Below are 26,677 nucleotides of genomic sequence, written 5' to 3'. Positions count from 1 at the left end.
AAGCCAGCCCAGCTTATGGCTATAGCATCGTTATCGTTACGTGCTTATGACAAAACGATCATTGAATCCATGTGACCTATTGGTTAGAACTCACCACAGGTTGGTGCCGTAACGACGCCGACAAATAGGCTCGCCACGCCGGCAGCGAGCCGACCGACGGCAGAAAAACTCTGCCTGGCCCCAGACGAGGCCAAAGGATATCAAGACAGTCAACAAGTGAGGGAAACACCCTATGAGAAGACTTAAGCGTGATCCGTTGGAAAGAGCATTTTTACGCGGATATCAATATGGCGTTCATGGCAAATCCCGTGAGCTTTGCCCATTTACTCTACCGTCGGTACGCCAAGCCTGGATCAACGGCTGGCGAGAAGGACGCGGCGACAACTGGGACGGTATGACTGGCACTGCGGGAATCCACAGACTCAACGAACTTCACGCCGTCGGCTAATCAAGGGCAATTATTTCCGACATCATCACCTTTGAATGTGTAACGATTTAACCACGCACGTCCTATCCGGGCGGCGGGCTTCGGCCCAGGGGGCTCCTTGATGGAGCCCTTTTTAATGGCTGGTGAATAAACCTTGTGGGCGCATCAGCGCAGTGCGGCGATTGCATCCACCGACTGGCGGATCAGCGCCGGGCCTTTATAGATGAAGCCGGAGTAGAGCTGCACCAGGCTGGCACCCGCGGCGATCTTCTCGGCTGCGTGCTTGCCTTCGGTGATGCCACCTGCCGCGATAATCGGCAAACGCCCCGCCAACTCGGCAGCCAACACCTTGACGATATGCGTGCTCTGCTCGCGCACCGGGCCACCCGACAGGCCACCCGCTTCATCGCCATGGGCCAGGCCTTCGACGCCTACGCGGCTGAGGGTGGTGTTGGTCGCGATCACCGCGTCCATCCCTGAGTCCACCAGGGCCTGGGCGACCAGCACGGTTTCTTCGTCGCTCATGTCCGGGGCAATCTTGATCGCTAACGGCACGCGCTTGCCATGGCGCCCAGCCAGGTCTTCCTGGCGCTGGCGCAAGGCTTCGAGCAGTTGCTTGAGGGAGTCGCCGAACTGCAGGCTACGCAGGCCCGGGGTGTTGGGCGAGCTGACGTTGACCGTGACGTAGCTGGCGTGGGCGTAGACCTTGTCCAGGCAGATCAGGTAGTCATCCACGGCACGTTCAACCGGGGTATCGAAGTTCTTGCCGATATTGATGCCTAGGATGCCGTTGTACTTCGCCGCTTGAACCCGCGACAACAGATGATCAACCCCCAGGTTGTTGAAGCCCATGCGGTTGATGATCGCCTCGGCTTCCGGCAGGCGGAAGATACGCGGCTTGGGGTTACCCGGTTGTGGCCTTGGGGTCACCGTGCCGATTTCGACAAAACCGAAACCCAGCTGAGCAAAACCATCAATGGCCGCACCGTTTTTATCCAGGCCAGCCGCCAGCCCGACCGGATTGGGGAAATCGAGCCCCATCACCGATACCGGCATTTTTGCCGGCGCCTTGCATACCAGGCCATTGAGCCCCAGGCGGCCACCGGCACCGATCAGGTCCAGGGACAGATCGTGGGAGGTTTCCGGGGAGAGTTTGAACAACAGCTGGCGGGCCAGGGTATACATGGGCGGGCTAGACTCGGATGGCGGCGAAAGGTGACGGCGATTATAGCTGGGGAGACAGGGAGCGCGCGAGGCGTGAACCTCAATCGTCATTAGCGATGCGCGACCAACTGCTCGTAATACGCCCAGATTTTCTGCGCATACCGCATGCGCAACGCCTCACGCTCGGGCCCGGAGCCCGTCCCAACGTTGTAGGAACCTACCGCTGTCCAGTTGTAGCCAAAGCGCTGGATGAACTCGGCGAGAATCGAAGCGCCCACCTCAACCGACAGACAGGGCTCGTTGATCAGACGCTCCTCGGTAATACCCTGCTTGAGCAGGCGAGGCAGATGGATGCTGTTGATCTGCATCAGGCCGATGTCACGAGTGCCATTACGGTTGGCAAGATTCATCGCTTGCGCCCGATTACCTGACTCCACGACGGCGATCGCTTGCAGCAACTCTGGTTCGATATCGTAGTGCCTGGCGGCCTCCTGCCAACAATAGGCCACCGCTTGATGGCTGGTCATCACCATGCTCAACACCAAGCCTGTGCTCCAGAACCTAGCCACGGTTTATCGAACCATGGCTGACCTGGCCGCAGGCCGAGCACACATGTCTCATGCAGCCCGGCGCATGGCCCTCTGCAGTGACCGGGCATGTGAAGCGGTACCCTTGACCGTAGATCGTCTTGATAAACCCCTTGTCGACGCCAAGGTACTTGCGCAGTGAGTAAATGCAGCGCGTCAACGACTCCTCAGCCACCTCCCCCTGCGGCCAGGCCAGCTCCAGCAAGCGATCCTTGGTCATCAACGCGCCACCGGATGCCAGCAGCAGTCGCAACACCTGCCATTCCTTGGGCGGTAACTGAACATCCGAACCCTCGCCGGTCAGGCGACCGTCGTCATGCAGGGTCCAGCGCGAAAAAACCAGGGAAGTCGTCGTCCCTGCATCATCCATGACGGCCATCATTACCTCGGCATCCGGCTACTGACATTGAAGTCCTCACTTGCATCACTGACTCATGTACCTAGGTCACGACTATAAAAAACCTGCCTCCCGACTCACGCTAGGAAAAAGCCCAATCATCCAGCGGTTTTCGATACTGCTCTGTAAGACCTTTCGCTATCCACCACCTCCAGGCAGCCACGCCTGATACACCTCATGCAACTCAACCCCTAGCCGGTCCTCCAACTGCACCAGTTCACCCAAGGCGAGTAATTGCCCATTCACCCGAACTTCTACGCAGTGGGTTATCTGCCGCGTCAATGGCAATATCTTTCCCGGCGCGAAGGCTACCAGGCGCCTGCGGCTGATCAGCTGTTCCTGTAGAAGAATTTCCAGATGCATGGCTTACCACCTTGGTTACGGTGAGACATCGCGCCCCGGCCGCACAAAAGCACGTTGAACACGCTCATATTGCACGGCTGTCAAGGGTGGTGGCCCTACGCCCTCGTCCGGCCCCTTCAACGCGCCGCCCACCGCTCTGGCCTGGATCACAAACAGGCGCACTAGAGCCGGGCGACCAGCTCCCCGTCCTTCTGACTCCCTTTGAAAAGCGCCCAGCCATAGGCGTCTGCCTTGGGGCAAACGCACCACACTGTTGACGCCCACTCGTCCCACCGCCGCGTTTTTTTCACGCCGTTTCGGCTCGGTCATCTGGCGACCCTCTTCGACCTCAAGGCGCATCTCGATCTGGTTGGCCTCGGCAAAACGCGGCAAGACACTGACTTGGGTGCCGTAACGCACCGGTTTCCAGTCGGTTTTGTCGTTTTCGGCAGGTGGCAGATAGAACGTGTGGTTGTCCTGAAAAACCGCCGGCACGTTCTCCTGGGTGAGAATCGCCGGCAGTGTTGTCACCTTCGCGCGCCGACGACGCTCCAATGCGCTGATCTGCGCAAGCAGGTGGCTATCATCCAACGGCGCTAAAACGCGCGATGTCGAAGCCTTGCTTTGCGTATCCCAGCCCAAGCCCAGCTTCTTCAGTTCGTCGCGCTCCACATCCACCCACCACAGCGAGACCTCAATCGCGCGCTTAGGTATGTCGAGTTCCGCTACCAGTTTCTGGATGAAACTCACCTGCGCTGGCTTACCCTTGATAAGCAGGCTGTTGCTATCCGGGTAGGCGATCACGCCAAGGCTCTTGTCGGACAGCAACCCCTTGTGCTCGCTGGCCAGCAGGGTTTCGATCATCGAAGCCATCCCCGGAACGGTGACCGGTCTGTCGCTTGTGCCGTACTGACGGTCCGCCACATCGGTGTTGAGTACCTGGACAATGCCAAAGGCCTGCGCCCCCACCCGTAACTCAGCTTTTTGCCGGTCCATCAACTGGGCCAGGCGCAGCACCTGATCGACATAATTCGGTGGGCCGGAAACATAGAACGTTCGCCCTGCACTTTCACGCAAAGGATAGCGCGACTCATCGAGGCCCGACCGGCGCATGAGGCTACGCAGCCTGTCGACGGAAATATGCCGCAAGGTCACCGCAGAGCTTTTAGCCTCGCCCGCGTCATAGACATACAGCGCTTGCCCGTCGCTGTACCAGATCAATCCTTGTTGCAACGCAAGTGTCTCCAGGGCCTGTTGCGGTGCATCGAAATCCAGCGCTGTACTGAGGCGTTTGCGTGCCACCTCACGGCTGACAACAATGGGCAAGCCCAATGGCTCCGACAGTGCGGTGAACACGGTATACAGGCTTTGATCCTGTGCCTGGTAAAGCCCGGCCCAGGCAACAGCACTTTCGGACACCAGCACGGCGAGCAGCGCAGCAAAAAACAGCCGACGGCAAAGCCAGGGGCGGGGCATCGTTGCAAGGAAGTCGGCGTACACCGTGGGGTTTCCTGGGCGGTCTGACATTAAGAATGCGGCCATACTGAAAGGCCGCCAGGTTTCAATCTTGATGGAAAGTTGACGGCTGCCTGGGCCCCACTCCCCGTGGCATGTGCCTTGCTACACACTCTGCATCAGAGCACGCGCCAACGACGGAGCGAGCTTACGAACAAAGGCGTCGTTACCCGCACTGGCTTACATCGCCATCTGAGGGAACGACGCTTTTTTTTGAGAGAAAAGGTAGGTATTGATGAACGATTCGGTTGGCAACAGCCCGGTGAACGACCCGCTGGCTTGGGTCAACGGCAGTGATGCCCCGGAAAAGAGCAGCCTCGACCTGGGCTTCATGGCCTTGAGCGACTGCGCATCAATGATAGTGGCGGCCACCCAGGGCTTCGCTCAACCCTATGGCGTGACACTGAACCTAAAGCGCCAATCGTCCTGGGCCAACCTGCGCGACAAACTGGTCAGCGGCGAACTGGACGCCGCCCACAGCCTGTACGGGCTGATTTATGCCGTGCACCTGGGCATCGGCGGCGTAGCGCCCACCGACATGGCGGTACTGATGGGGCTTAACCAGAACGGGCAAAGCATCAACCTGTCCCACGGGTTGCAGCAACAAGGGGTGATCACTCCTGAGGCACTGGAGCGCCATGCGCACCAAAGCCGAACAAAACTGACCTTTGCCCAGACGTTTCCCACAGGCACCCACGCTATGTGGTTGTATTACTGGCTGGCGAGCCAAGGCATTCATCCCTTGCAGGATGTGGACAGCGTGGTGGTCCCGCCACCGCAAATGGTTGCGCACCTGCAAGCCGGACGCATCGATGGTTTTTGCGTCGGCGAACCCTGGTGCGCCAGCGCGGTCAAGCAAAACCAAGGGTTTACCCTGGCAACAACCCAGGCAATCTGGCCGGATCATCCAGAAAAGGTGCTCGGCTGTACCCAGGCGTTTGTCGACCAGTACCCCAACACCGCGCGTGTACTGATAATGGCGATCCTGGAGGCCAGTCGATTTATCGAAGAAAGCACCGAAAACCGCCGTTCCACCGCGCAATTGCTCAGTGGCCGCGAGTACCTCGACGCCCCGCTCGACTGCATCGAACCACGCCTGCTCGGCGCCTATGACGATGGCCTGGGCAACCAATGGCAGGATCCCCACGCCTTGCGCTTTTTTGCTGATGGCGAGGTGAACCTGCCCTACCTCTCTGACGGCATGTGGTTCATGACCCAGTTTCGGCGCTGGGGCCTTCTGCGTGAAGACCCGGACTATCTCGGCGTTGCGCGCCAAGTGCAGCAGCTGCCGCTGTTTCGCCAGGCGGCTGACGCGCTGGGTATCAAGGTGAAAGACCAGGACATGCGCAGCAGCCAACTGATCGACGGCAAAATCTGGGACGGTTCCGACCCCGCCGGCTATGCCCGCAGCTTCCGCCTGCATGCCCTGGCCAACACCACCCACCGCCAAGCCTTGCGCTGACAGGAGGACTTCCATGCTGCGAATCCTGTTGATCAACGACACCCCGCGCAAAGTCGGCCGCCTGAGGACGGCGCTGATCGAGGCCGGCTTTGAAGTCATTGACGAGTCCGGCCTGACCATCGACCTGCCCGCACGCGTCGAAACAGTGCGCCCGGACGTGATCCTGATCGATACCGAGTCACCGGGCCGTGATGTGATGGAGCAAGTGGTATTGGTCAGCCGCGACCAACCCCGGCCGATAGTGATGTTCACCGACGAACACGACCCGAGCGTGATGCGCCAGGCAATCAAATCCGGTGTCAGCGCTTATATCGTCGAAGGCATCCAGGCCGAGCGCCTGCAGCCGATCCTCGATGTGGCCATGGCGCGCTTCGAGAGCGACCAGGCCCTGCGCGCTCAGCTTCACGCTCGGGACCAGCAACTGGCGGAACGCAAGCGCATCGAGCTGGCCAAGGGCATGCTGATGAAAATGAAGGACTGCAATGAGGAAGATGCCTACACCCTCATGCGCCGGCAGGCCATGAGCCGCCAGCAGAAACTGATCCAGGTGGCGGAGCAGATTATCGCCATGAGTGAGTTGCTCGGCTGATTTGGCGCAGCTCTTGCTAAGTAAACATCACAGGTAGCCAACGGCGGTTGCCCCTCCACGACAAAGACGTCGCTCACCCGGTTTGCCCTCGCGAACCCGGTGGCGGCGTTTTTTTGTTTTAGCCCCCGCTAAAGGGGCCGGTGGGGCGGCCTTAACCGGCTGTTCCATCACCAGGCCTTCTTACAAGACTCCCAACCGTTGAGGTGCGTGATGAAATCAAGCTTCTGGAAATCCGGGCACACCCCGACCCTGTTTGCCGCGTTCCTGTATTTCGACCTGAGCTTCATGGTCTGGTACCTGCTGGGCCCACTGGCGATACAAATTGCCGCCGACTTGCACTTGACCACTCAACAACGCGGCCTGATGGTCGCAACGCCCATCCTCGCCGGTGCGATTTTGCGCTTTCTGATGGGGATGCTGGCTGACAAGCTGTCGCCGAAGACCGCGGGGCTAATTGGCCAGGTGATTGTGATCTGCGCCCTGTTCGGCGCCTGGAAGCTGGGAATCCACAGCTATGAGCAAGCCTTGCTGCTGGGCGTGTTTCTGGGCATGGCCGGCGCATCGTTTGCCGTCGCGCTGCCACTGGCCTCCCAATGGTACCCGGCAGAACACCAGGGCAAGGCCATGGGCATCGCTGGCGCGGGCAACTCCGGCACTGTATTCGCCGCATTGCTGGCGCCTGTGTTGGCGGCCGCTTTTGGCTGGAACAACGTCTTCGGCTTTGCCGTGATTCCACTGGTGATGACCCTGATCGTCTTTGCCTGGCTGGCGCGCAACGCCCCTGAACGGCCGAAAGCCAAGTCCATGGCTGACTACTTCAAGGCCCTGGGCGACCGTGACAGCTGGTGGTTCATGTTTTTCTACAGCGTGACCTTCGGCGGGTTTATCGGCCTGGCCAGCGCCCTGCCCGGCTACTTCAACGACCAATACGGCCTGAGCCCAGTGACCGCCGGTTACTACACCGCCGCCTGCGTGTTCGGCGGCAGCCTGATGCGCCCCCTAGGTGGCGCCTTGGCGGACCGTTTCGGCGGGATTCGTACCCTATTGGGCATGTACAGCGTGGCGGCGATTTGTATCGCGGCGGTGGGTTTCAACCTACCGAGTTCCTACGCGGCACTGGCACTTTTCGTCTGCACTATGCTCGGCCTGGGTGCCGGGAATGGCGCGGTGTTCCAACTGGTACCACAGCGTTTCCGTCGCGAGATCGGCGTGATGACCGGCCTGATCGGCATGGCCGGCGGTATCGGCGGTTTTGCTTTGGCGGCGGGCATGGGCGCGATCAAACAAAGTACCGGCAGCTATCAACTGGCCCTGTGGCTGTTCGCCAGCCTGGCCGTGTTGGCCTGGTTTGGCCTGCACGGCGTGAAGCGTCGCTGGAGGACCACCTGGGGCTCGGCTGCCGTGACGGCTGCGCGGGTCTGATGAGTCTGCAACTGAGCGTCGCCCAAGCCAGTGCCATCGGCCCACGGGCGGAAAACCAGGACGCGCTACGGGTGGTGACTCCTATGGCCGAACTGGCGGCGAGCAAAGGTTACCTGTGTGCCATCGCCGACGGCGTAAGCCAGTGCGCCGACGGTGGCTTGGCCGCGCGCTCGACCCTGCAGGCGCTGGCGATGGATTACTACGCCACGCCGCAAACCTGGGGCGTGGCCCAGGCCCTGGAACGTTTGCTGCTGGCACAGAATCGCTGGCTGCAGGCGAATGGCGGTGGTCAGCCCTTGTTGACCACCCTCAGCGCCCTGGTGTTTCGCGGCCAGCGCTTTACCCTGGCGCACGTCGGCGATTGCCGGGCCTATCGTTGGCTGGATGGCGAATTGCAGCGCATCAGCGAGGATCACGTGTGGGAACAACCGGGCATGCAGCATGTGCTCAAGCGCGCGCTCGGCCTGGATCAACACCTGGTGTTGGACTTTCTCGACGGCCAACTGCGCGAAGGCGAGTGTTTCCTGCTGCTCAGTGATGGCGTGTGGGCAACCCTGGGTGATCAGAGCATCCGCGCGATTTTGCGCGAGCAAACGGACCTGGATCTGGCAGTCAATACGCTGGTGAGCGCCGCACACCTAGCCGGTAGCCAGGACAATGCCAGCGCCCTGCTGGTGCGCATCGACAGCCTCGGCGCAGCCACGCTCGGCGATGCCTTGGTACAGTTGCAGCAATGGCCCCTGCCACCACCGCTGAAAGACGGGCAACACTTCGAAGGCTGGCAGGTGGAAACCGTACTGGCGCAAAGCCGCCAGTCGTTGTTATACCGGGTAAGGGACGCCCAGCAGCAACCCTGGCTGCTGAAAACACTGCCGTTGAGCCATGACGATAATCGCGACGCCGGCCAGGCGTTGCTGTCGGAGGAATGGTTTTTAAGGCGGGTTGCAGGGCGGGCGTTTCCTGAAGTCCACGTCGCCAGCGGGCGCCAGCATCTGTACTACGTGATGCGTGAATATTCCGGCGAAACCCTGGCTGAACGGTTCCAGCGCCAAGGTCCATTGCCCCTGGCGCAATGGCAATCGATGGCCGAACGCTTGCTGCGTGCGGTGGGCATGCTGCATCGGCGTCAGATTCTGCACCGTGATATAAAGCCGGAAAACCTCCTGCTGGGGGACGACGGCGAACTGCGGGTGCTGGATTTCGGCCTGGCGTACTGCCCAGGCCTGTCGGAAGACCATGCCCATGTGCTGCCGGGCACGCCAAGCTTCATCGCACCGGAGGCATTTAATGGCGACCGTCCTACAGCCCAACAGGATTTATACAGCGTCGGTGTCACCCTGTATTACTTGCTGACTGGGCATTACCCCTACGGTGAAATCGAAGCTTTCCAACGGCCAAGGTTCACCCACCCTGTCAGCGCCAGCCGCTATCGCCCCGATCTGCCGGATTGGTTGCCCCTCAGCCTGGAACGGGCCGTGGCTGCGAATCCGTCACACCGCTATGAAACCGCCGAAGAGTGGTTGCGGGTGCTGGACCAGGCTGACCGGCAGGAACTGAGCATCCGCCCCAGGCCGTTGCTGGAGCGTGAACCCTTGAAGGTCTGGCGCGCGCTGGGGTTGATCTCAATGCTGATCAACCTGGTGCTGTTGTACTCACTCTTTCACAGCTGACGTCATCCCTGGACGAGGAAAAACCTATGAACGCAAAAGTCTGGCTGGTAGGCGCAGGTCCCGGTGACCCGGAGCTGTTGACCCTCAAGGCCGTTCGGGCCATGCGCGAAGCCGATGTGGTACTGGTCGATGATCTGGTAAACCCGGCGGTGCTGGAACACTGTGCCGAAGCGCGGGTGATTATCGTGGGGAAACGCGGTGGCTGCCGCTCGACTCCGCAGGCTTTTATCCACCGCCTGATGCTGCGTTATGCGCGCCAGGGCAAATGCGTAGTGCGGCTCAAGGGTGGCGACCCGTGCATTTTCGGGCGCGGCGGTGAAGAAGCGGTGTGGTTGCGTGAGCGAGGCATCGAGGTGGAATTGGTCAACGGGATTACCGCGGGCCTGGCCGGCGCTACGAATTGCGCGGTTCCGTTGACGTTGCGCGGGGTAAGCCGTGGCGTGACCCTGGTCACGGCACATACTCAGGACGACAGCAGCCTGAATTGGCGTGCCCTGGCAGAGGGCGGGACAACCTTGGTGGTGTATATGGGCGTGGCGAAACTGGAGGAGATTCGCCAGCAATTACTGGATGGCGGGATGATGCCGGATATGCCGGTGGCGATGATCGAAAATGCATCGTTGCCGCAACAAAGGGAGTGCCGCAGCGATCTGTCCCATATGCATGAGGACGCCCGTGCGTTTGCCCTGAAGAGCCCGGCAATCTTGGTGATCGGCCGCGTTGCCGCCACCGAACAGGCTGTTTGCCTGGCAGATACAGCCAGCGCCTGAGGCAAATCACAGGCGAAAAAAAGCCCGGCCTAAGCCGGGCTTTTTTCTACAACTCAGTAATTACTGAGCGGTAGCTTCAACCGACGCTTCTACGCGACGGTTAACAGCGCGACCAGCTTCAGTTGCGTTGTCAGCAACTGGGCGGGATTCGCCGTAACCTACTGCGGTTACACGGCTTGGAGCAACGCCGTCTTTAACCAGGACTTGCTTAACAGCGTCAGCACGACGCTGGGACAGCTTCTGGTTGTAAGCGTCTGGACCTACGGAGTCAGTGTGACCAGCAACTTCTACGTTGGTAGCTGGGTACTGAGCCATGAAGTCGGCCAGGTTTTTAACGTCGCTGTAGCTGTTAGGCTTAACAACGGCCTTGTCGAAGTCGAACTTAACGTCCAGCTCAACACGAACAACCTGAGCAACTGGAGCTTCTGGCTCTGGAGTTGGCTCTGGAGCTGGTGCTGGGGTAGGGGCTGGAGCTGCTGCACCAGCGTTACCGCCGAAGTTCACGCCCAGGCCGACCAGTGCGGAGTAGTCCCACTTGCCGTTGTCCAGACCGTAGTCAGCTTCAACACCGGCACGAGCGTACAGGTTGTTGGTGAAGTAGTACTTCACGCCAGTACCAACGGTAGCGAAAGTAGTGTGGTCGCGACCGCTGTGGCCGTCAGCCAGAACGTTGGTACGGCTCTGGTGGCCGAAACCGCCTTCTACGTACGGACGCAGGCTGTCTACGCCAGCTTGACCGAAGTGATACTGGGCAACCAGGCTGCCGGTATCGCCTTTGATCTTCTGGTTACCAGTACCGTCGTTCGAACGGGTGTGGTTGGTCTTGTCGTACGACAGGTTCAAGGACAGGTCGTCGGTCAGGAAATAACCGATGCGAGCGCCAGGATTGAAGCCGTCTTCGATGTGCTTGACGCTATCGTTGTACTGCTTCTTGTAGAACAGCTCGCCTTCAACTGCGCCTTGGCCTTGTGCCAGAACGCCGAAAGAAGTAGCGGCAATAAGAGAACCAATGGCCAAGCCCAAGGTGTTTTTCAGTTTCATCCGTTAAATCCCCATCTGGTGATTGTAAAGCAGTCCCACAAACCGGGGGACAACTCGGCGACAAGTCTAACAGAACTTGCCTACACGTAAGAGATATTTGCCACGCACTAAGTTTCAGTCTCGCCCGCAAATTTCTCACGTAATTTATCAAGAGCACGTTTGTAACGCATTTTTGTAGCACTCAAACCCATGTGCATGATGTCAGCGATTTCCTGAAATTCCAGCTCTGCGACAAATCGTAGCACCAGAATTTCGCGGTCAATCGGGTTCACATACACCAACCAGCGATCAAGTCCGCCCTTCTCCTCGGGTGCCGGCGCCTTTTCTTCAGACGCCTCCTCAAGGGGGTCAAGACTCAAGGCGTCCATCAAGCGACGCTTTCGCCGTTCCTTCCGATACTGCGTGATGCACTCGTTGTAGGTGATGCTGTACAGCCACGTTTTGAACTTCGATTTGCCCTCGAAGTTCTTCAGGCCGTACAGCACCTTGAGCATCACTTCCTGACAGACATCATCCGCATCTCTATCGTTCCCTAAATACCTTGAACAAACGTTGAACAGAGTGCGTTGATATCTGCGCATCAATTCTTCATACGCACGAGTTACGTGAAACAGCTCCGTGCGTGCGCGCGCGACCAGCTCCTCATCAGAGAGCTCACGGGGGTCATAGCGCGTGGACAGCGTTTGGGCTTTATTCAAAACAAGTCGTGCCGACAGTCAGGTCAATGTCCGCCACTGCCCGGTCAGCCGGGCTCGCGGCGGCGTACATTAGCAGGGTTTTCCGGATTAGCGGCTACTGACCTGCTGCTCGAGGAGAATCCGATTGGACAACGACACCAGGTCGCCGTCATCGGTGAGTACTGTCGTCTTGACTGTGCCGATCTCTTCGATTTGCCCTTCGACCTCGCCCACACGCACCTGTTGCCCTACCTGATACAGCTCACGCACATAGATTCCCGCAAGAATCTGACTGGCAATTTCCCGGCTTCCCAAGCCCATGGCCAGCGCAACGGCCAGACCAACGGTAATCAAAACGATCACAATCACGTGGTTGAGCAGGTCAGTCTTGACCTCCAACTGGCTGATCGCGACCGAAATACTGATGATGATTACCAGTCCCTGAGCGATTCGCCCAAGACCGGCGGCATAGTCCAGCCCCACACCTTCAGCGGCGCCACGCACCAGCCCATTGGCCAATTGCGCCAGCAAAACGCCTACCAGCAATACCAGCGCGCCGCCGAAAACTTTCGGCAAATACAGCGCCAGCATGTCGAGCGTAGCTGATACTCGCTCAAGCCCAAGGGATTGAGCCGCAGAAACCAGGAAAATCAACAAAACAAACCAATAAACGATTTTGCCGATCAATGTGGAGATCGGCACCTGCAGCCCCGCGCGGCCCAGCAGCTTAGTCAGGCCAGTGCCTGCCATCAAGCGGTCGAGGCCCAGTTTTGCAAGCAATTTGGACAGCAGAGTGTCGAGCAACTTGGCCACGACAAAGCCCAGCAGTACCAGTACCAGTGCACCAAACAGGTTGGGAATGAAGTTCGCCACCTTAGTCCACAATGCGGTCATCGCGGTGACCAGGCTCTGGGTCCAGAGATCAAGTTCCATATTCAATCAGCCTTATCAGCAGTGCGAGCAAGAGGTTTACGACGGGAAACCGGCGATACGTGGGCCGAACCGTTGTTCAGGGCCATCATCAATGCCGGAACCCAGCGACCGAGCAGACCGAACAGGTCACCCGCACCCACCTGACGGTTGGCGGTTTTCAACACGCGGCCCAGGCAAGCATCGTCGTCGCGGTTGGACGGCGAGGCATTGAGCATGTCACGCAAAGACTGTTCGAACGGATCGTGCATAAAGACCTCTCGCAAGTGTTTTAAAAGACGAGGGTAAAATTCTCGGGGTCACATACGACCTTTCCTACGTTCAGCTCATATTCAGCTCAAACCCAGCGCAACCGTCGAAAAAGCCACCACTGGCCGAGCGCAACCGAGGCCATCAACAGGCACGCAATCATGAATCCATAGGGGCTGGCGGAGAACGGAATACCCCCCACATTTATACCCAGCAGACCGGTGAGAAAACTCATCGGCAGGAAGATCCCGGTAATGATCCCGAAGCGGTACATGGTGCGGTTCATACGCACGCTCAAGCGCCGATCTTCGGCCTCAAGCACAAGCCCCACGCGCTCTCGGGTCAATTCGAGCTCTTCCAAGTAACGGGTCAGGCTGTTGTTCAATTCGTTCCAGTAGTCGGCATCGTCATCGCAGAACCAGGGTAATTTGATGCGTGTGAGCTGGGCAAAAATATCCCGCTGCGGCGCGAGGAATCGCTTCAGCCCGGCCGCTCGCCGACGGATCTGTAAAACGCTGCGATGTTCCGGGGTATACCGTTCGTCGGTATCGAGTTTTTCTTCCTCGGCGTCGACGACTTCCGACAGGTCGGCGACCAAATCCTGCACTTTATGGGTCAAGTACTGCGCCATATAAAGGATGAGTTCCGACGCGGTTCTAGGCCCCTTACCGTCCGCCAATTGCACTAGCAACTCATCAGTGGCGCGCAACGGGCGCAATCGCAGGGAAATCACACGACTGGCCGCCGCGAAAATACGCACCGAAACCATATCTTCCGGTTCTGCGCCCGGGTTGAGGTTGACCCCACGCAGGAACAACAGCAATTCCGCGTCCGGCAGCGGCAACAGGCGCGGCCGGGTATTTTCCTCCAGCAACAGGTCACAGGCGAATTCACTCAACCCACTGGATTTACGTAGCCAGGTCTGGGTTTGCGGGTGGCTGCGATCCCAATGCAGCCAGAGGCTTTCCTGGGGCTGCAGTTGCAAATCATCGAGTTCAGTCCGGGCAATCGAACGCGCACCGCCTTTACCGTCCAGCACCAGGGCATGCACCAGCCCCCATTGCGCGTTTTCTTCCTCGAACATCCTCACTCCTGTCTTATTCAGGCATTTTCAGCGGACTGGGTGAAACGATCACGCCGTTGTTATCGGCGTATACGTATTCACCCGGGCGAAACGTCACGCCTGCAAACGTGACCACTACGTTCAGGTCACCGATACCGCGTTTGTCGGTCTTCATCGGATGGCTGGCCAGAGCCTGAACACCCAGGTCAGTCTGGGCGATCACATCGACGTCACGGATGCAGCCGTAGATCACCAGGCCTTCCCAGCCGTTTTTCGCGGCTTTCTCGGCAATCATGTCGCCCAGCAGCGCGCGGCGCAGCGAACCACCCCCGTCGACCACCAGCACCTTGCCAGCGCCAGGCTGGTCGGCTTGTTCCTTGACCAGGGAGTTATCTTCGAAGCATTTGATGGTGACAATCTCGCCGCCAAACGAATCTCGTCCGCCGAAATTGCTGAACATCGGCTCAAGCACTTGCACCCGATCCGGGTAGGCGTCGCACAGGTCGGGAGTCACGTAATGGTTCATTGAAAAATTCCTTTCAGTCAAAGAGGTGTCTTTCGAAAGAAGCGCCAGGCCAAGCAGGTGCGAAACATCCCATCCGCTTCGCCGCAACGCAATAGCCACTGCGCGACTGAATATGACCAGAAGCGTTTGACGCGTCATATCTTAGCCGCAACCACACACGAGTGAAACGCCCTTGGCAGAGCGCTCCTTCAAGCCTCGGCCAATACCTCGGCTTGCGCGCCAGACAAGGGTGTGAGCGGATCTTTCAGCCACTGCGCCACCAATGGCCACACTTCGACCTGCGCGGCTTTGCTGACGAGCATTTCCACATGCCCGAAATCCCCGCTAAACCCCCGCTGGCGGCCCAGGCACAAGTATTGGCGGTGCTCGGAGCCGACTTGCTCAAACAACTTGCGGCAGGCCCAGTCGGGGTCTTGATGATCCCCGGCAGCACTGACAGCCAGCAGCGGCACATCGACGCTTGCCAAGCCTTTCCACCAGTCGTGTTTACCTTCACCAAACCGCCCGAACAGGCCATTCCAGCGCATAGCTTCGATCAACACGCCCGCAGGCTCGTCCTCCGGGCCGCGCTTGAAGCGCGAGCCAGACAGCTCGCCGAAGCGCTTCAAGAGCAAGCGGCCCGTCCATTCCACCGGGGGGAGTTTCAACGGCCAGTGGGTGCGACTGACCTGACAGCCAAACAGTGCCACTGAAGCCACTGCCGGCGCGCCAAGGTGCTGCCCGCCCAAGGCCGCCGCCAAGCTTGTCCCGCCCAGGGAGTGGCCGATCCAGTGTGGAACCTGTCGGCTTTGCTCACGCACAAATGCGCCAATGGCCGGTAAGTCATAGCGTGCGTAGTCCGCGACGCGGTTGCGAGCGTAGTGATGATTGCGCTTGGACAAGCCGTGGCCACGCATTTCCGGGATCCACACATCAAAGCCCTGGCGCGCCAGATAAGCGCCCAGGCCGATCCCCTTGGGCGAATACCAGAAGCGCCGATTGGAAAAACTGCCATGCAACAAAATTACCGGAATACCGCGGTTTTCCGAGGCATCGGCCAAGCCCAAACGGGTAACCGCCAACTCCACGGTGCCGTCGGGGCTGTTGCCAGGTTTAAGGCGGTACACATCTTCACTCAGGTCGCCACGACGTTCAGCGCTGATCAGGGCGACGGGAAACAGGTTACTGCTGCTTTGCATAATGCTCTTGCACAAAAAAGGGCGGCGTCCGGAAGGATTTCCGCCCTGCACAGATAAGAATGCCGGTCACCCTCAGCGGGTGACCGGCACTTTTGACGTGACGACCTTAGGCCGACGCTTGGCCTTCCGCCAGGAAGAACCAGGTTTCCAGCACGGAATCAGGGTTCAGCGAGACACTTTCGATGCCCTGCTCCATCAGCCATTTGGCCAGGTCCGGGTGATCGGAAGGGCCTTGGCCGCAGATACCGATGTACTTGCCGGCCTTGTTACAAGCCTGGATAGCATTGGCCAACAGCTTCTTGACGGCAGGGTTACGCTCGTCGAACAGGTGAGCGATGATCCCGGAGTCGCGATCCAGGCCCAGGGTCAGCTGGGTCAGGTCGTTGGAGCCGATGGAGAAACCGTCGAAGAATTCCAGGAACTCTTCAGCCAGGATGGCGTTGGACGGCAGTTCGCACATCATGATGATGCGCAGGCCGTTTTCGCCACGGGACAGGCCGTTTTCCGCCAGCAGGTCAACCACTTGGCTCGCTTCGCCCAGGGTGCGCACAAACGGCACCATGATCTCGACGTTGGTCAGGCCCATCTCGTTGCGCACGCGCTTGAGGGCGCGGCATTCGAGTTCGAAGCAGTCACGGAACGCTTCGCTGATGTAACGCGAGGCGCCACGGAAACCCAGCATCGGGTTTTCTTCTTCCGGCTCGTAGAGTTTTCCGCCGATCAGGTTGGCGTACTCGTTGGACTTGAAGTCCGACAGGCGCACGATGACCTTTTTCGGGTAGAACGCCGCCGCCAGGGTGCTGATGCCTTCCACCAGCTTCTCGACGTAGAAGCCCACCGGATCGTTATAGCCAGCGATGCGCTTGTCGACGCTTTCTTTAATATCCAGCGGCAGGCCGTCATAGTTCAACAGGGCCTTGGGGTGCACGCCGATCATGCGGTTGATGATGAACTCCAGGCGGGCCAGGCCAACACCGGCGTTCGGCAACTGCGCGAAGTCAAAGGCACGGTCCGGGTTGCCGACGTTCATCATGATCTTGAACGGCAGGTCGGGCATGGCGTCGATGGAGTTCTGCTTGATATCGAAGCCCAGTTCGCCTTCAAAGATAAAGCCGGTGTCACCTTCGGCGCAGGAAACCGTCACGCCCTGGCCGTCCTTGAGCAGTTGGGTGGCGTTACCGCAACCCACTACCGCAGGAATGCCCAGCTCACGGGCGATGATCGCCGCGTGGCAGGTACGCCCGCCCCGGTTGGTGACGATGGCGCTGGCGCGTTTCATCACCGGTTCCCAGTCCGGGTCGGTCATGTCGGAAACCAGTACGTCACCTGGCTGGACTTTGTCCATTTCGGACACGTCCTTGATGATCCGCACCTTGCCGGCGCCGATGCGCTGGCCGATGGCACGGCCTTCCACCAGTACAGTACCGGTTTCTTTCAGCAGGTAGCGTTCCATGACATTGGCCGAAGTGCGGCTCTTCACGGTTTCCGGACGGGCCTGCACGATGTAAAGCTTGCCGTCGTCACCGTCTTTGGCCCACTCGATGTCCATCGGGCACTTGTAGTGCTTTTCGATGATCATCGCTTGTTTAGCCAATTCGCTGACTTCAGCGTCGGTCAGGCAGAAACGCGCGCGCTCGGCCTTGTCGACATCAACGGTTTTAACCGAGCGACCGGCCTTGGCCTCGTCGCCGTAGATCATCTTGATGGCCTTGCTGCCCAGGTTGCGGCGCAAGATGGCCGGACGGCCGGCTTCAAGGGTGTGCTTGTGTACGTAGAATTCGTCTGGGTTGACCGCGCCCTGTACAACGGTTTCGCCCAGGCCGTAGGCGCCGGTGATGAACACCACGTCACGGAAGCCCGATTCGGTATCGAGGGTGAACATCACGCCGGCGGTGCCGGTTTCCGAACGCACCATACGCTGTACACCGGCGGACAAGGCCACCAGCTTGTGGTCGAAACCTTGGTGCACACGGTAGGAAATCGCGCGATCATTGAACAGCGAGGCGAACACTTCCTTGGCCGCGCGGATCACGTTTTCCACGCCGCGGATGTTCAGGAAGGTCTCTTGCTGGCCGGCAAAGGAGGCGTCTGGCAGGTCTTCGGCGGTGGCCGACGAGCGCACGGCGACGGCCATGTCCGGGTTGCCAGCCGACAGGGCAGCGAAGGCGACGCGGATTTCTTCGTTGAGCTTCTCAGGGAACTCGGCGTCCATGATCCACTGGCGGATCTGGGCGCCGGTCTTGGACAGGGCGTTGACGTCATCGACGTCCAGAGCGTCCAGCGCGGCGTGGATCTGAGCGTTGAGGCCGCTCAGTTCGAGGAAATCCCGGTAAGCCTGGGCCGTGGTGGCGAAACCACCAGGCACCGACACACCAGCGCCTGCAAGATTACTGATCATCTCGCCGAGGGATGCGTTCTTGCCCCCCACGTGCTCTACATCATGGACGCCGAGCTTATCGAGGGAAACTACGTACTCTACCAAGGTGATCTCTCCACTAACTGTGTTGGAAAAGCTCAGGACGCCGGCAGCTCAGTAGGAGCATTCGCCAGCGCTTGTGGCCTGGACCTGGAAAATAAGTGAGAATGCGGCCCACTGCGGGACGGCAAAATCGCGCCTATCATATCCAAGATTCGCCATCAGCTTAAGGCCCAGGGCTCAAATGAAACGATCTGCTTTCTTTATCTCCGACGGCACCGGCATCACAGCCGAAACATTGGGTCAAAGCCTGCTCGCGCAGTTCGAAAACAATACCTTCGCCAAATTCACGCGGCCCTATATCGACAGCGTGGATAAAGCGCGGGCCATGGTACAACAAATCAATCTGGCAGCTGAAAAAGACGGCTTTCGGCCGATCATTTTTGACACCATCGTCAATCAAGACATCCGTGAGATACTCGCAACCTCCAATGGTTTCATGATCGACATCTTCTCGACGTTCCTGGCGCCACTGGAGCAGGAGTTGAGTGAACACTCCTCCTATTCAGTAGGAAAGTCCCATTCCATTGGTCATAACTCCAACTATATGGAGCGTATCGAGGCCGTCAACTTCGCCCTCGACAACGATGACGGCGCCCGCACTCACTATTACGATAAAGCCGACCTGATCCTGGTGGGCGTGTCGCGCTGCGGCAAGACCCCGACCTGTCTGTACATGGCTATGCAATTCGGCATTCGTGCGGCCAACTACCCGCTGACCGAAGATGACATGGAGCACCTGACGCTGCCGGCCGCCCTGCGGGCGCATTCGCATAAGCTGTTTGGCCTGACAATCGATCCGGACCGCCTGACTGCGATCCGCAATGAGCGCAAGCCTAATAGCCGCTACTCTAGCTATGCCCAGTGCGAGTTCGAGGTGCGCGAGGTAGAAAATCTGTTCCGGCGCGAAAATATTGCGCATATCAATTCCACGCATTTTTCGGTGGAAGAGATTTCGGCGAAGATTCTGGTGGAGAAAGGTGTGGAGCGCAGGTTCAAGTGAAGCAGTTGCAAGCTACAAGCTACAAGCTACAAGAAAGAACCAATCGGCTCTTCTAGTCTTGCAGCTTGTGGCTTGTGGCTTGTGGCTTGGCGCTTATAGCTTATAGCTGAAACCTTCCTCCCCCCTGCCCCAGCGCGGTGGCCAACGCATCAAACCCCGCCCGCAACAACTGATCATCCCCCGACGTATTACAGATACTCGCCCGAATAAATTGCGGCACCGCCGTCTGCCCCACGGCAAACGCCTCGGCCGTAGCAATCAAGTAGTTGTTCTGCCTGAGCTCCGCCTCGATTTCCGACGCCCGCCACGGCTCCGGTACTTCAATCCAGAAATGCGGGCTGTTGAGGTGTGTGCGGTATTCCAGGCCCGCCAGAAGATCACGTACCAGCGCCTTACGGCGGCTGATCTCATTGATCTGCTGGCGCAACAGGTATTGCGCCGTGCCGTTTTCGATCCACTGGGTGGCCAACTCAAGGGTGACAGGCGTGGCCATCCAGCAGGTCGAACGCAGCGCCGCCGAAATACGGCTGACCAACGCCGGCGGCGCATGCACATAGCCCACACGTAGCCCGGCCGACACCGCCTTGCTCAGACTACTGATCAAAATCGTACGCTCGGGGGCGAAATAGCTGAGGGGCGGTGGTCGGTCTTCGACCAGCACACCGTGGGCTTCATCCTCAAGAATCAGCAGGTTGTGTTCCCGACACACCCTGACCAAGGCTTCGCGACGCGCCACCGAGAGCACCGCGGTGGTCGGGTTCTGGATGGTCGGCGTGCAATACAGCGCTGAGACCCGGTGATTACGACAGACTTCATCCAGCGCGCTCGGCAGCACACCTTCTTCATCCATTTCCAGGCCGATCAACCGGATACCCAGCATGCGCGCGGCGGTGATCAAACCGGGGTAAGTCAGCTGTTCGGTGACCACCGTATCGCCGGCCCGCAACAGCGCCATCAGCGAGCACAGCAAGCCATGCTGGCCGCCGTTGACGCAGATGACTTGCTCGGGGATCGGATGAAAATCACGCTGCACCAGCCACTGCGCACCGGCTTCGCGGTAGCGCGGCAGGCCGGCGTCCGGGGTGTAGGCACTGATATCTTGGAGAAACTTGGCATTGGTCGACAGGGTTTGGAAGCTCTGGGCCAGAAACAGCGTTTCCTGCCCTGGGATGTGCATGTTGCGGCTCATGTCGAAAAACTGGCGCGGCTCTTCGCTGAAGTTGCGAAAACCTTCATCGCGCTGGCGCTCCATCCCACGCTTGCGCACGAACGTGCCGTCACCGACCCGCGCGACAACCAACCCCAGACGTTCCAGCTCGCCGTAAGCGCGGCTGATAGTGCCGATGGTGACGCCGAGATTGTCGGAAAGCACCCGATGGGGCGGCAGTTTTCGTCCCGGCTCAATCAAGCCTTCGAGGATGCCCCGCTCCATGACATCGGACAGGCGCTTGTACTTCACGCCCTGCCCGCTGGACAACCCCTCACGCATAATTGACACCATGTCAATATTTGTTTTGACAGCCATCTTTCGCCCTAATAGTGTGCTTTTACGGGTTCAATCGCCGAATTTTACAACTCATTACACGCTCAATATAGAGTTCAATTCCGGCTCAGGGAAGCAATAAACGATGCCAATGTCCGCCGTTCTCGAAAACACTGCCAAGACAAAACCCCAAAAACAGTGGTTGGCCGGCTTGGTCACCAGCGTGATGTTCCTGATCGTGTGCCTGAGCTGGGGCACAACCTGGCTGGGGATCAAGATTGCCGTGGAGAGCGTTCCGCCACTGACCTCCGCCGGTTTGCGCTTCCTCATCGCCTTCCCGCTGTTCCTGTGTTTTGCCATGGTGCGTCGCGAGCCGATCCTGTTTCCCCGTGAGAGCCGCTGGTTCTTCGTGTTCGTGACCTTGTCCTACTTCAGCGTGCCCTACTACCTGCTCAACTACGGCGAGATGCATGTCTCGTCCGGCCTCACCGCTTTGTTATTCAGCTGCATGCCGGTATTCATCCTGATTTTCTCCGCGCTGTTCCTGCGCGAACGTATCTACTTTTCCCAGGTGGTCGGCATCGGTATCGGCTTCGGCAGCCTCTACATGATCATCAAGAGCCAGGGCCTGCACCTGGACCACGCGGAGTTCTTTGGCGTTCTGGCGATCCTGACCGCCGCAATCATGCATGCCTTGTGCTACGTGATTACCAAGCAAAAAGGCAGCGCCATCAGCGTTATCACCTACAACACTCTGCCCATCGGCATTGCCGGGATGATGCTGTTCGTCGCCGGGCTGTGGTTTGAAACACCGACATTCGAAGACATCACCCTGCGCTCCTGGAGTGCCCTGTTCTACCTGGGGCTGGTGGCTTCAGTGGGTGGGTTCATCGTGTACTTCATGCTGCTCAAGCGCTTGAGCCCGATCATCCTGTCGTTCGTGTTCATCATCTTTCCGGTGTTCGCGGTGATCATCGGCGCCTGGTACGAAGGCTTGGCGATTTCCCGCGACCTGATGCTGTATTCGGCCATTCTGCTGGCCGGCTTTGCGATTACCAAATTGCCCATCGAGAAACTCATGGCCAAGAAAAATTGACCCTCCTTTCCCATCAACATGAGCAACGCGAGAGAAACATGGACGTACTCCGCCCAAAAGCCCTGGAACAGATTTACGCCCACGCCAGCCGCAGCTACCCCGAGGAATGCTGTGGTTTTGTCTTCGCCGACGGCAGCGTGTACCTGGGCAGCAATATCCAAAATGAGCTGCACCGCAAGAACCCCGAGATGTACCCGCGCAGCGCCGCCAATGGCTACACGTTTTCGGTGGCCGACACCCTGCTGATGAACAAGGCGTTTCGCAGCGACAACCCGGTGGTGGTGATCTACCACTCCCATCCGGATGTGGGTGCCTATTTCAGCGACGAAGACCAGGACAAGGCGCTGTTCATGGGCGAGCCGATCTACCCCGTCAGCTACCTGGTGGTAGACGTTCGCCAGGGCCAGGCCCTGGGCTCCAAGCTGTTTGCCTGGGATGGCAAGCATTTCGCCCTTAAACCTTTCAACGACCTGCACACGGAGTTGTCCATGAACGCTGTCTCTTTCCCTGACATTCTAGTTCGCGTGGCCAAGCTGCCGGAATCGACCCTCAAGAGCCCCGGATCGACATTGCGCGAAGTCATTGAAAAACTCTGCGGCAGCCACCCGCTATTGCGTCCGCACCTGTTTCACGAGAAGAACAACCAGCTCAAGGAACACTTCCTGTTTACCGCTGAGGAGGAGCTGATTGGTGCCGATGAACGGCTGCCTGAAAAAGCCAGAATCGAAGTACTGCTCGCCACGTCGGGCGGCATCGACGTCGACGCTTTGAGCAACGAGGAAGTACAGCGCTATGTGCGCCACATCACCCTACCGGGTGTCGGTCGCGAAGGTCAGTTGAACCTCAAGAAAGCCAAGGTGCTGATCATCGGCACCGGTGGCCTGGGTTCGCCGATCAGTCTGTACCTGGCAGCCGCCGGCATCGGCACCCTGGGGCTGGTGGACTTCGATGTGGTGGAAAGCAGCAACCTGCAACGCCAGATCGTCCACGGCAACAGCACATTGGGTATGCCAAAGGTCGAATCCGCCAAGCAGCGCCTGCAAGACCTCAACAGTCATATCCAGATCAATGCCCACGACACCGCCCTGAATGCCGACAACGCCCTGGAACTGGTGGGCGCCTACGACCTGGTGATCGACGGCACCGACAATTTCGACACCCGCTATTTGGTCAACGACGCCTGCGTGCAACTCGGCAAGCCCTTGGTGTACGGCGCCATCTACCGCTTCGACGGGCAGATCAGCGTGCTCAACTACAAAGGCGGCCCGTGCTACCGCTGCCTGTTTCCCAGCGCGCCGCCGGCCGAACTGGCCCCCAATTGCAGCGCCGGGGGCGTGATCGGCGTACTGCCCGGCGTGGTTGGGATGATCCAGGCGACCGAGGCCATCAAGCTATTGATCGGCATTGGCGAGCCTTTGTCCGGGCGCTTGATGCGTTTTGATGCGCTGGCGATGAAGTTCAGCGAGATCCGCTTCAAGCGCCGCGCTGATTGCCCGTGCTGCTCGGAACTGCGCCACAGCCAGGCCCACACTCCAACGGTCTGCGCCGACGCAGTGCCGAACAAGCCTTCACTGGCCGAAGAGCGCTATATCAAGCCCCGCGTGCTCAAGCAACTGCTCGACCACCCGCGCAGCGCCGACGTACTGGTGGACGTGCGTGACGCCAGCGAACTGGAAGTGTGCAAATTGCCGGGCGTGGTGCATATCCCCCTCGCCGAACTGGACGGGCACCTCGACAGCCTCAGTCGGGACAACACCCACTATTTGATCTGCTACGCCGGAACCCGGGCCGAACAAGCCGCCAGTACCTTGCTGGCAGCCGGCTTCGCTAACACCAAAGTCCTGCAAGGCGGCATGAAACACTGGGTTCGCGACGTCGAACCCGACATGCCTTTGTACTGAGCCGGGGGCTGACTGATGTTGCATAACTCCATTCTCGACGTGATCGGCCATACGCCAATCGTGCGCCTGGCGCAGTTTTCCGAAGACCTCGGCGTCGAGGTCTACGCCAAGCTGGAATCCCTAAACCCGGGCGGCAGCCACAAGGCGCGCATCGCGTTGGGCATGATCCTCGACGCCGAGCGCCGGGGTGTGCTGATCCGCGACTCCGGGCAAACCATCATCGAGCCCAGCGGCGGCAATACCGGCATTGGCCTGGTAATGGCCGGCAATGTGCTGGGCTACAAAGTAGTGCTGGTGATCCCCGACAACTACAGCCCCGAAAAACAGAAGTTGCTGCGTTTGTACGGAGCCAAGGTGGTGCTGTCGGACAGTCGCCTGGGTAACAACTCCCACGGCGAAAAGTGCATGGAGCTGCAGCTGGAAAACCCCAGCTATGTGATGCTCAACCAGCAGCGCAACGGCGCTAACCCACAGACTCATCGCGACACCACTGCACCAGAAATCCTCCGCGCCTTTGGCGAGCAACGCGCAGACTATTTCGTCAGCGGCATCGGCACCGGTGGGCATATCACCGGCATCGGCGAAACCCTGAAAGCTGCCTGGCCAGCCCTTCGCGTCATGGGCGTGGAACCGGAAGAATGTGACCTGCTGAAAAACCAGCACGCGCCGCACCACATCCAGGGCCTGTCGATTGGCCTGATACCAAGCATCCTCAACCTGAGCGTGATCGACGGCATGCTCAAGGTCTCGCGCCAGGAATGCATCGACATGATGAAACGCATCATGCGCACCGACGCCATCAGCCTGGGCCTGTCTTCCGCCGCCAGCATGGTGGCCATCGCCAAGCTTGCCCCCGAACTGCCGCCCGAAACGGTGGTGTTGACCATGGTCTACGACAATGCCGACAGCTACCTGCCGAGTTTCGAATAATCGGTTTTCCAACCATCCAGAACGCGGGGGTGCCTCTATGGGCGGCTTTATCGACATGCAACAGTTGCACGATGAGTTGATCACTCACCTCATCAAGACCCTCACACCCGTGCAAATGAAACAGCTGGAACCGCACCTGGCACCGTTGATCCAGAATGCCGCCCAGGCAGTGGCCGAGGACCTGATCGCCTACGCCTACCGCGATCCGGCATCACGTGGGCGTGGCGAGCTGATCCTGGAGTCCTACGCTTCGTTCAAGGCGGTGCTGTATTACCGGCTGGCGCACTTGGTGTGGAACTTTCCCGACCAGACCAACGGGATGTTTTCCCGCATCGCGCTCAAGCTCAGTAACCAGGGCAAAGTGCTCTCCGGCGCCGAGATTCACCCGGCAGCGCGGATCGGCCGACGCTTCGTGCTGGACCACGGCTACGGCACGGTGATCGGCGAAACCTGCGAGATTGGCAACGACTGCTACATCCTCTGCGGCGTCACCCTGGGCGCCCGTGGCATCGCCAACAACCCCGACGGCAAGCGCCACCCGCGCCTGGGCAATAACGTCGAAGTCGGCTCCGGCGCCCGCGTGCTGGGCTATGTACTGATCGGCGACAACGTATTTATCAGCCCATCCTGCGTGATCACGCAGGACGTTCCCGCTGGCACCAAAGTGAAGGTGGTGAACCAGATCCAACTGCAAAAGAACGATGAGTCGGACCACAGCAACTACCTCGGCGCCTTCGCCCTGGATGAGCGGTTACATGTGGTTGGCGAGATCAATGCCAGCCACAAGGTGACGGTGCTGGACGCCGACTTTCACCCCTTGCAGGGCCTGATGCTGGAGCCCACGGTAAAAGAGCGTCACCACCTGCAGTTCCGGTTGCACCGGGTGGAGTCGGGCAACCCATTGCCGCGCTTGCCACTGAACCTGAAGGTCTGCGGCCCCGAATTTGAAATCACCCTGCTCTCACCTCCTGGCTTGAGTGCAATGGTGCGTTCCCTGCTGCAAGCCAGCCCACTGATCGTGCGAGGTTGAACATGTCTGTGCACACCATGGAAACCCTGGCGCTGTTCGACAGCGCGCCCTACCAGAATGCTTTCAGCGCACGGGTGATTGCCGTCAGCGAACACGGCATTGCCCTGGAGCACACGCTGTTCTATCCCACGGGTGGCGGGCAGCCAGGCGACGCCGGCCACCTCACACTGGCGGACGGTACGCGGGTCGAAGTGACGGGCACGGTGCGCGACCCGGTGCTGCGCTCGATCATCTGGCATCAGGTGGAATACTGCCCCGAGCAACTGGTCGCCGGGGTGCAGGTGGACGCCGGACTCGATTGGGATCGCCGTTACCAGCACATGAAAATGCACACCTGCCTGCACCTGTTGTGCTCGATCATCAACGCACCGGTAACGGGATGCAGCATCAGCGCGGACAAGGGGCGCCTGGATTTCGACCTGCCGGAAATGACCCTCGATAAAGACACCATCACCCGCGACCTCAATGCGCTGATTGAACAGGCTCACGCGGTGAAGACCCTGTCGATGCCGGCCTCGGAGTACGCCACCTTGCTGCAGATCACCCGCACCCAGGCGGTGGCTCCGCCGGTGATTCAGGGCTCGGTCCGGGTGATTGAAATTGCCGGTATCGATATCCAGCCGTGTGGGGGCACGCATGTGACCAACACCGAAGAAATCGGCCGGGTGTTTTGCGAGAAGATCGAGAAGAAGAGCAAGCACAACCGCCGAGTTATTTTACGGTTCGAATGACCTCTGGCCCTGACTTGA

General features: G+C 59.2%; 26 protein-coding genes. 12 read left to right on the top strand and 14 right to left on the bottom strand.

The features are described 5' to 3' along the window. The first annotated feature begins 232 nt into the window (after positions 1-232). Positions 233-448 carry a ribosome modulation factor gene (gene rmf, locus AACY44_RS19660; protein WP_002553055.1) on the top strand — a complete coding sequence of 72 codons (216 nt, stop codon included), beginning with the start codon at positions 233-235 and terminating at the stop codon, positions 446-448. A gap of 144 nt (positions 449-592) precedes the next feature. Here the strand turns inward: rmf and AACY44_RS19655 are convergent, their stop codons facing one another. From AACY44_RS19655 to sctC, 5 genes are all read right to left on the bottom strand, one after another. Beyond that, positions 593-1,612 carry a quinone-dependent dihydroorotate dehydrogenase gene (locus tag AACY44_RS19655; protein WP_339418794.1) on the bottom strand — a complete coding sequence of 340 codons (1,020 nt, stop codon included), beginning with the start codon at positions 1,610-1,612 and terminating at the stop codon, positions 593-595. An 89-nt stretch (positions 1,613-1,701) separates the two neighbouring features. Then, on the bottom strand, positions 1,702-2,160 hold the full coding sequence (locus tag AACY44_RS19650; protein WP_339418796.1) for a transglycosylase SLT domain-containing protein: 459 nt from the start codon (positions 2,158-2,160) through the stop codon (positions 1,702-1,704). Beyond that, entirely contained in the window at positions 2,153-2,557 is a 405-nt protein-coding gene (locus AACY44_RS19645) for a winged helix-turn-helix domain-containing protein (RefSeq protein WP_339418889.1), read from the bottom strand. Before AACY44_RS19645 ends, AACY44_RS19650 begins: the two co-directional genes overlap by 8 nt. A 156-nt stretch (positions 2,558-2,713) precedes the next feature. Beyond that, positions 2,714-2,938 (bottom strand): FliM/FliN family flagellar motor switch protein, encoded by a 225-nt coding sequence (locus AACY44_RS19640; protein WP_339418798.1) that lies wholly within the window; start codon positions 2,936-2,938, stop codon positions 2,714-2,716. Positions 2,939-2,953: 15 nt separating this feature from the next. Further along, positions 2,954-4,393, bottom strand: coding sequence for a type III secretion system outer membrane ring subunit SctC (sctC, locus tag AACY44_RS19635; RefSeq protein WP_339436498.1), 1,440 nt, complete (start codon positions 4,391-4,393; stop codon positions 2,954-2,956). Positions 4,394-4,667: 274 nt separating this feature from the next. On the opposite strand from sctC, the gene AACY44_RS19630 reads away from it, so the two are divergent. The 5 genes from AACY44_RS19630 to cobA all read left to right on the top strand — a co-directional run bounded on the left by AACY44_RS19630 (position 4,668) and on the right by cobA (position 10,345). Next, entirely contained in the window at positions 4,668-5,894 is a 1,227-nt protein-coding gene (locus tag AACY44_RS19630; protein WP_339436451.1) for a CmpA/NrtA family ABC transporter substrate-binding protein, read from the top strand. A 13-nt stretch (positions 5,895-5,907) separates the two neighbouring features. Beyond that, entirely contained in the window at positions 5,908-6,483 is a 576-nt protein-coding gene (locus AACY44_RS19625; protein ID WP_339418800.1) for an ANTAR domain-containing response regulator, read from the top strand. 210 nt (positions 6,484-6,693) lie between these two features. After that, positions 6,694-7,905 (top strand): nitrate/nitrite transporter, encoded by a 1,212-nt coding sequence (locus AACY44_RS19620; protein ID WP_339418802.1) that lies wholly within the window; start codon positions 6,694-6,696, stop codon positions 7,903-7,905. Next, positions 7,905-9,575, top strand: a complete 1,671-nt coding sequence (locus AACY44_RS19615; protein ID WP_339418804.1) for a bifunctional protein-serine/threonine kinase/phosphatase — start codon at positions 7,905-7,907, stop codon at positions 9,573-9,575. The genes AACY44_RS19620 and AACY44_RS19615 overlap by 1 nt, the downstream gene beginning before the upstream one ends. A 26-nt stretch (positions 9,576-9,601) precedes the next feature. Then, a complete protein-coding gene (gene cobA, locus AACY44_RS19610; RefSeq protein ID WP_339418806.1) occupies positions 9,602-10,345 on the top strand; it encodes a uroporphyrinogen-III C-methyltransferase in 744 nt (247 codons plus the stop codon). 60 nt (positions 10,346-10,405) lie between these two features. On the opposite strand, the gene AACY44_RS19605 is transcribed toward cobA, so the two are convergent. From AACY44_RS19605 to ppsA, 8 genes are all read right to left on the bottom strand, one after another. After that, positions 10,406-11,386, bottom strand: coding sequence for an OmpA family protein (locus tag AACY44_RS19605; RefSeq protein ID WP_339418808.1), 981 nt, complete (start codon positions 11,384-11,386; stop codon positions 10,406-10,408). Between the two features lie 107 nt (positions 11,387-11,493). Further along, a complete protein-coding gene (gene sigX / locus AACY44_RS19600) occupies positions 11,494-12,084 on the bottom strand; it encodes an RNA polymerase sigma factor SigX (protein WP_339530905.1) in 591 nt (196 codons plus the stop codon). Positions 12,085-12,171: 87 nt separating this feature from the next. After that, positions 12,172-12,996: a mechanosensitive ion channel family protein gene (locus AACY44_RS19595; RefSeq protein WP_131699687.1), complete on the bottom strand. Its 825-nt coding sequence runs from the start codon at positions 12,994-12,996 to the stop codon at positions 12,172-12,174. A 2-nt stretch (positions 12,997-12,998) separates the two neighbouring features. Next, positions 12,999-13,244 (bottom strand): hypothetical protein, encoded by a 246-nt coding sequence (locus AACY44_RS19590; RefSeq protein WP_025854229.1) that lies wholly within the window; start codon positions 13,242-13,244, stop codon positions 12,999-13,001. 86 nt (positions 13,245-13,330) lie between these two features. Next, entirely contained in the window at positions 13,331-14,326 is a 996-nt protein-coding gene (locus AACY44_RS19585) for a zinc transporter ZntB (protein ID WP_339530903.1), read from the bottom strand. A 13-nt stretch (positions 14,327-14,339) separates the two neighbouring features. After that, positions 14,340-14,831: a ribonuclease E activity regulator RraA gene (gene rraA / locus AACY44_RS19580; RefSeq protein WP_339418815.1), complete on the bottom strand. Its 492-nt coding sequence runs from the start codon at positions 14,829-14,831 to the stop codon at positions 14,340-14,342. A 188-nt stretch (positions 14,832-15,019) separates the two neighbouring features. Further along, positions 15,020-16,009: an alpha/beta fold hydrolase gene (locus tag AACY44_RS19575; protein WP_339418817.1), complete on the bottom strand. Its 990-nt coding sequence runs from the start codon at positions 16,007-16,009 to the stop codon at positions 15,020-15,022. Between the two features lie 106 nt (positions 16,010-16,115). Next, the gene (gene ppsA, locus AACY44_RS19570) at positions 16,116-18,491 is read right to left on the bottom strand and encodes a phosphoenolpyruvate synthase (protein WP_339418818.1); all 2,376 of its coding nucleotides are present in this window, start codon (positions 18,489-18,491) and stop codon (positions 16,116-16,118) included. A gap of 178 nt (positions 18,492-18,669) precedes the next feature. Here ppsA and ppsR point away from each other — a divergent pair, with 178 nt between their 5' ends. Then, positions 18,670-19,488 (top strand): posphoenolpyruvate synthetase regulatory kinase/phosphorylase PpsR, encoded by an 819-nt coding sequence (ppsR, locus tag AACY44_RS19565; protein ID WP_027603681.1) that lies wholly within the window; start codon positions 18,670-18,672, stop codon positions 19,486-19,488. Between the two features lie 100 nt (positions 19,489-19,588). On the opposite strand, the gene AACY44_RS19560 is transcribed toward ppsR, so the two are convergent. Continuing rightward, entirely contained in the window at positions 19,589-21,013 is a 1,425-nt protein-coding gene (locus tag AACY44_RS19560; RefSeq protein WP_339418822.1) for an aminotransferase-like domain-containing protein, read from the bottom strand. A gap of 160 nt (positions 21,014-21,173) precedes the next feature. Between AACY44_RS19560 and AACY44_RS19555 the strand changes: the two genes are divergently transcribed. From AACY44_RS19555 to AACY44_RS19535, 5 genes are read left to right on the top strand one after another with little or no spacing between them, the layout of a single operon-like run. Then, positions 21,174-22,067 (top strand): DMT family transporter, encoded by an 894-nt coding sequence (locus tag AACY44_RS19555; RefSeq protein ID WP_175403055.1) that lies wholly within the window; start codon positions 21,174-21,176, stop codon positions 22,065-22,067. A 38-nt stretch (positions 22,068-22,105) separates the two neighbouring features. Then, positions 22,106-23,968: a molybdopterin-synthase adenylyltransferase MoeB gene (gene moeB, locus AACY44_RS19550; protein WP_339436453.1), complete on the top strand. Its 1,863-nt coding sequence runs from the start codon at positions 22,106-22,108 to the stop codon at positions 23,966-23,968. 15 nt (positions 23,969-23,983) lie between these two features. Continuing rightward, positions 23,984-24,898 carry a PLP-dependent cysteine synthase family protein gene (locus AACY44_RS19545; RefSeq protein ID WP_339418826.1) on the top strand — a complete coding sequence of 305 codons (915 nt, stop codon included), beginning with the start codon at positions 23,984-23,986 and terminating at the stop codon, positions 24,896-24,898. Positions 24,899-24,935: 37 nt separating this feature from the next. Then, positions 24,936-25,928 (top strand): serine O-acetyltransferase, encoded by a 993-nt coding sequence (locus AACY44_RS19540; RefSeq protein ID WP_339418827.1) that lies wholly within the window; start codon positions 24,936-24,938, stop codon positions 25,926-25,928. 2 nt (positions 25,929-25,930) lie between these two features. Beyond that, on the top strand, positions 25,931-26,659 hold the full coding sequence (locus AACY44_RS19535) for an alanyl-tRNA editing protein (protein ID WP_339418828.1): 729 nt from the start codon (positions 25,931-25,933) through the stop codon (positions 26,657-26,659). Positions 26,660-26,677 lie beyond the last annotated feature (18 nt).

Source organism: Pseudomonas sp. RA_15y_Pfl1_P11 (assembly GCF_963970975.1).
Classification (GTDB): domain Bacteria; phylum Pseudomonadota; class Gammaproteobacteria; order Pseudomonadales; family Pseudomonadaceae; genus Aquipseudomonas; species Aquipseudomonas tritici.
This window is presented reverse-complemented; position numbering and strand designations above follow the sequence as displayed.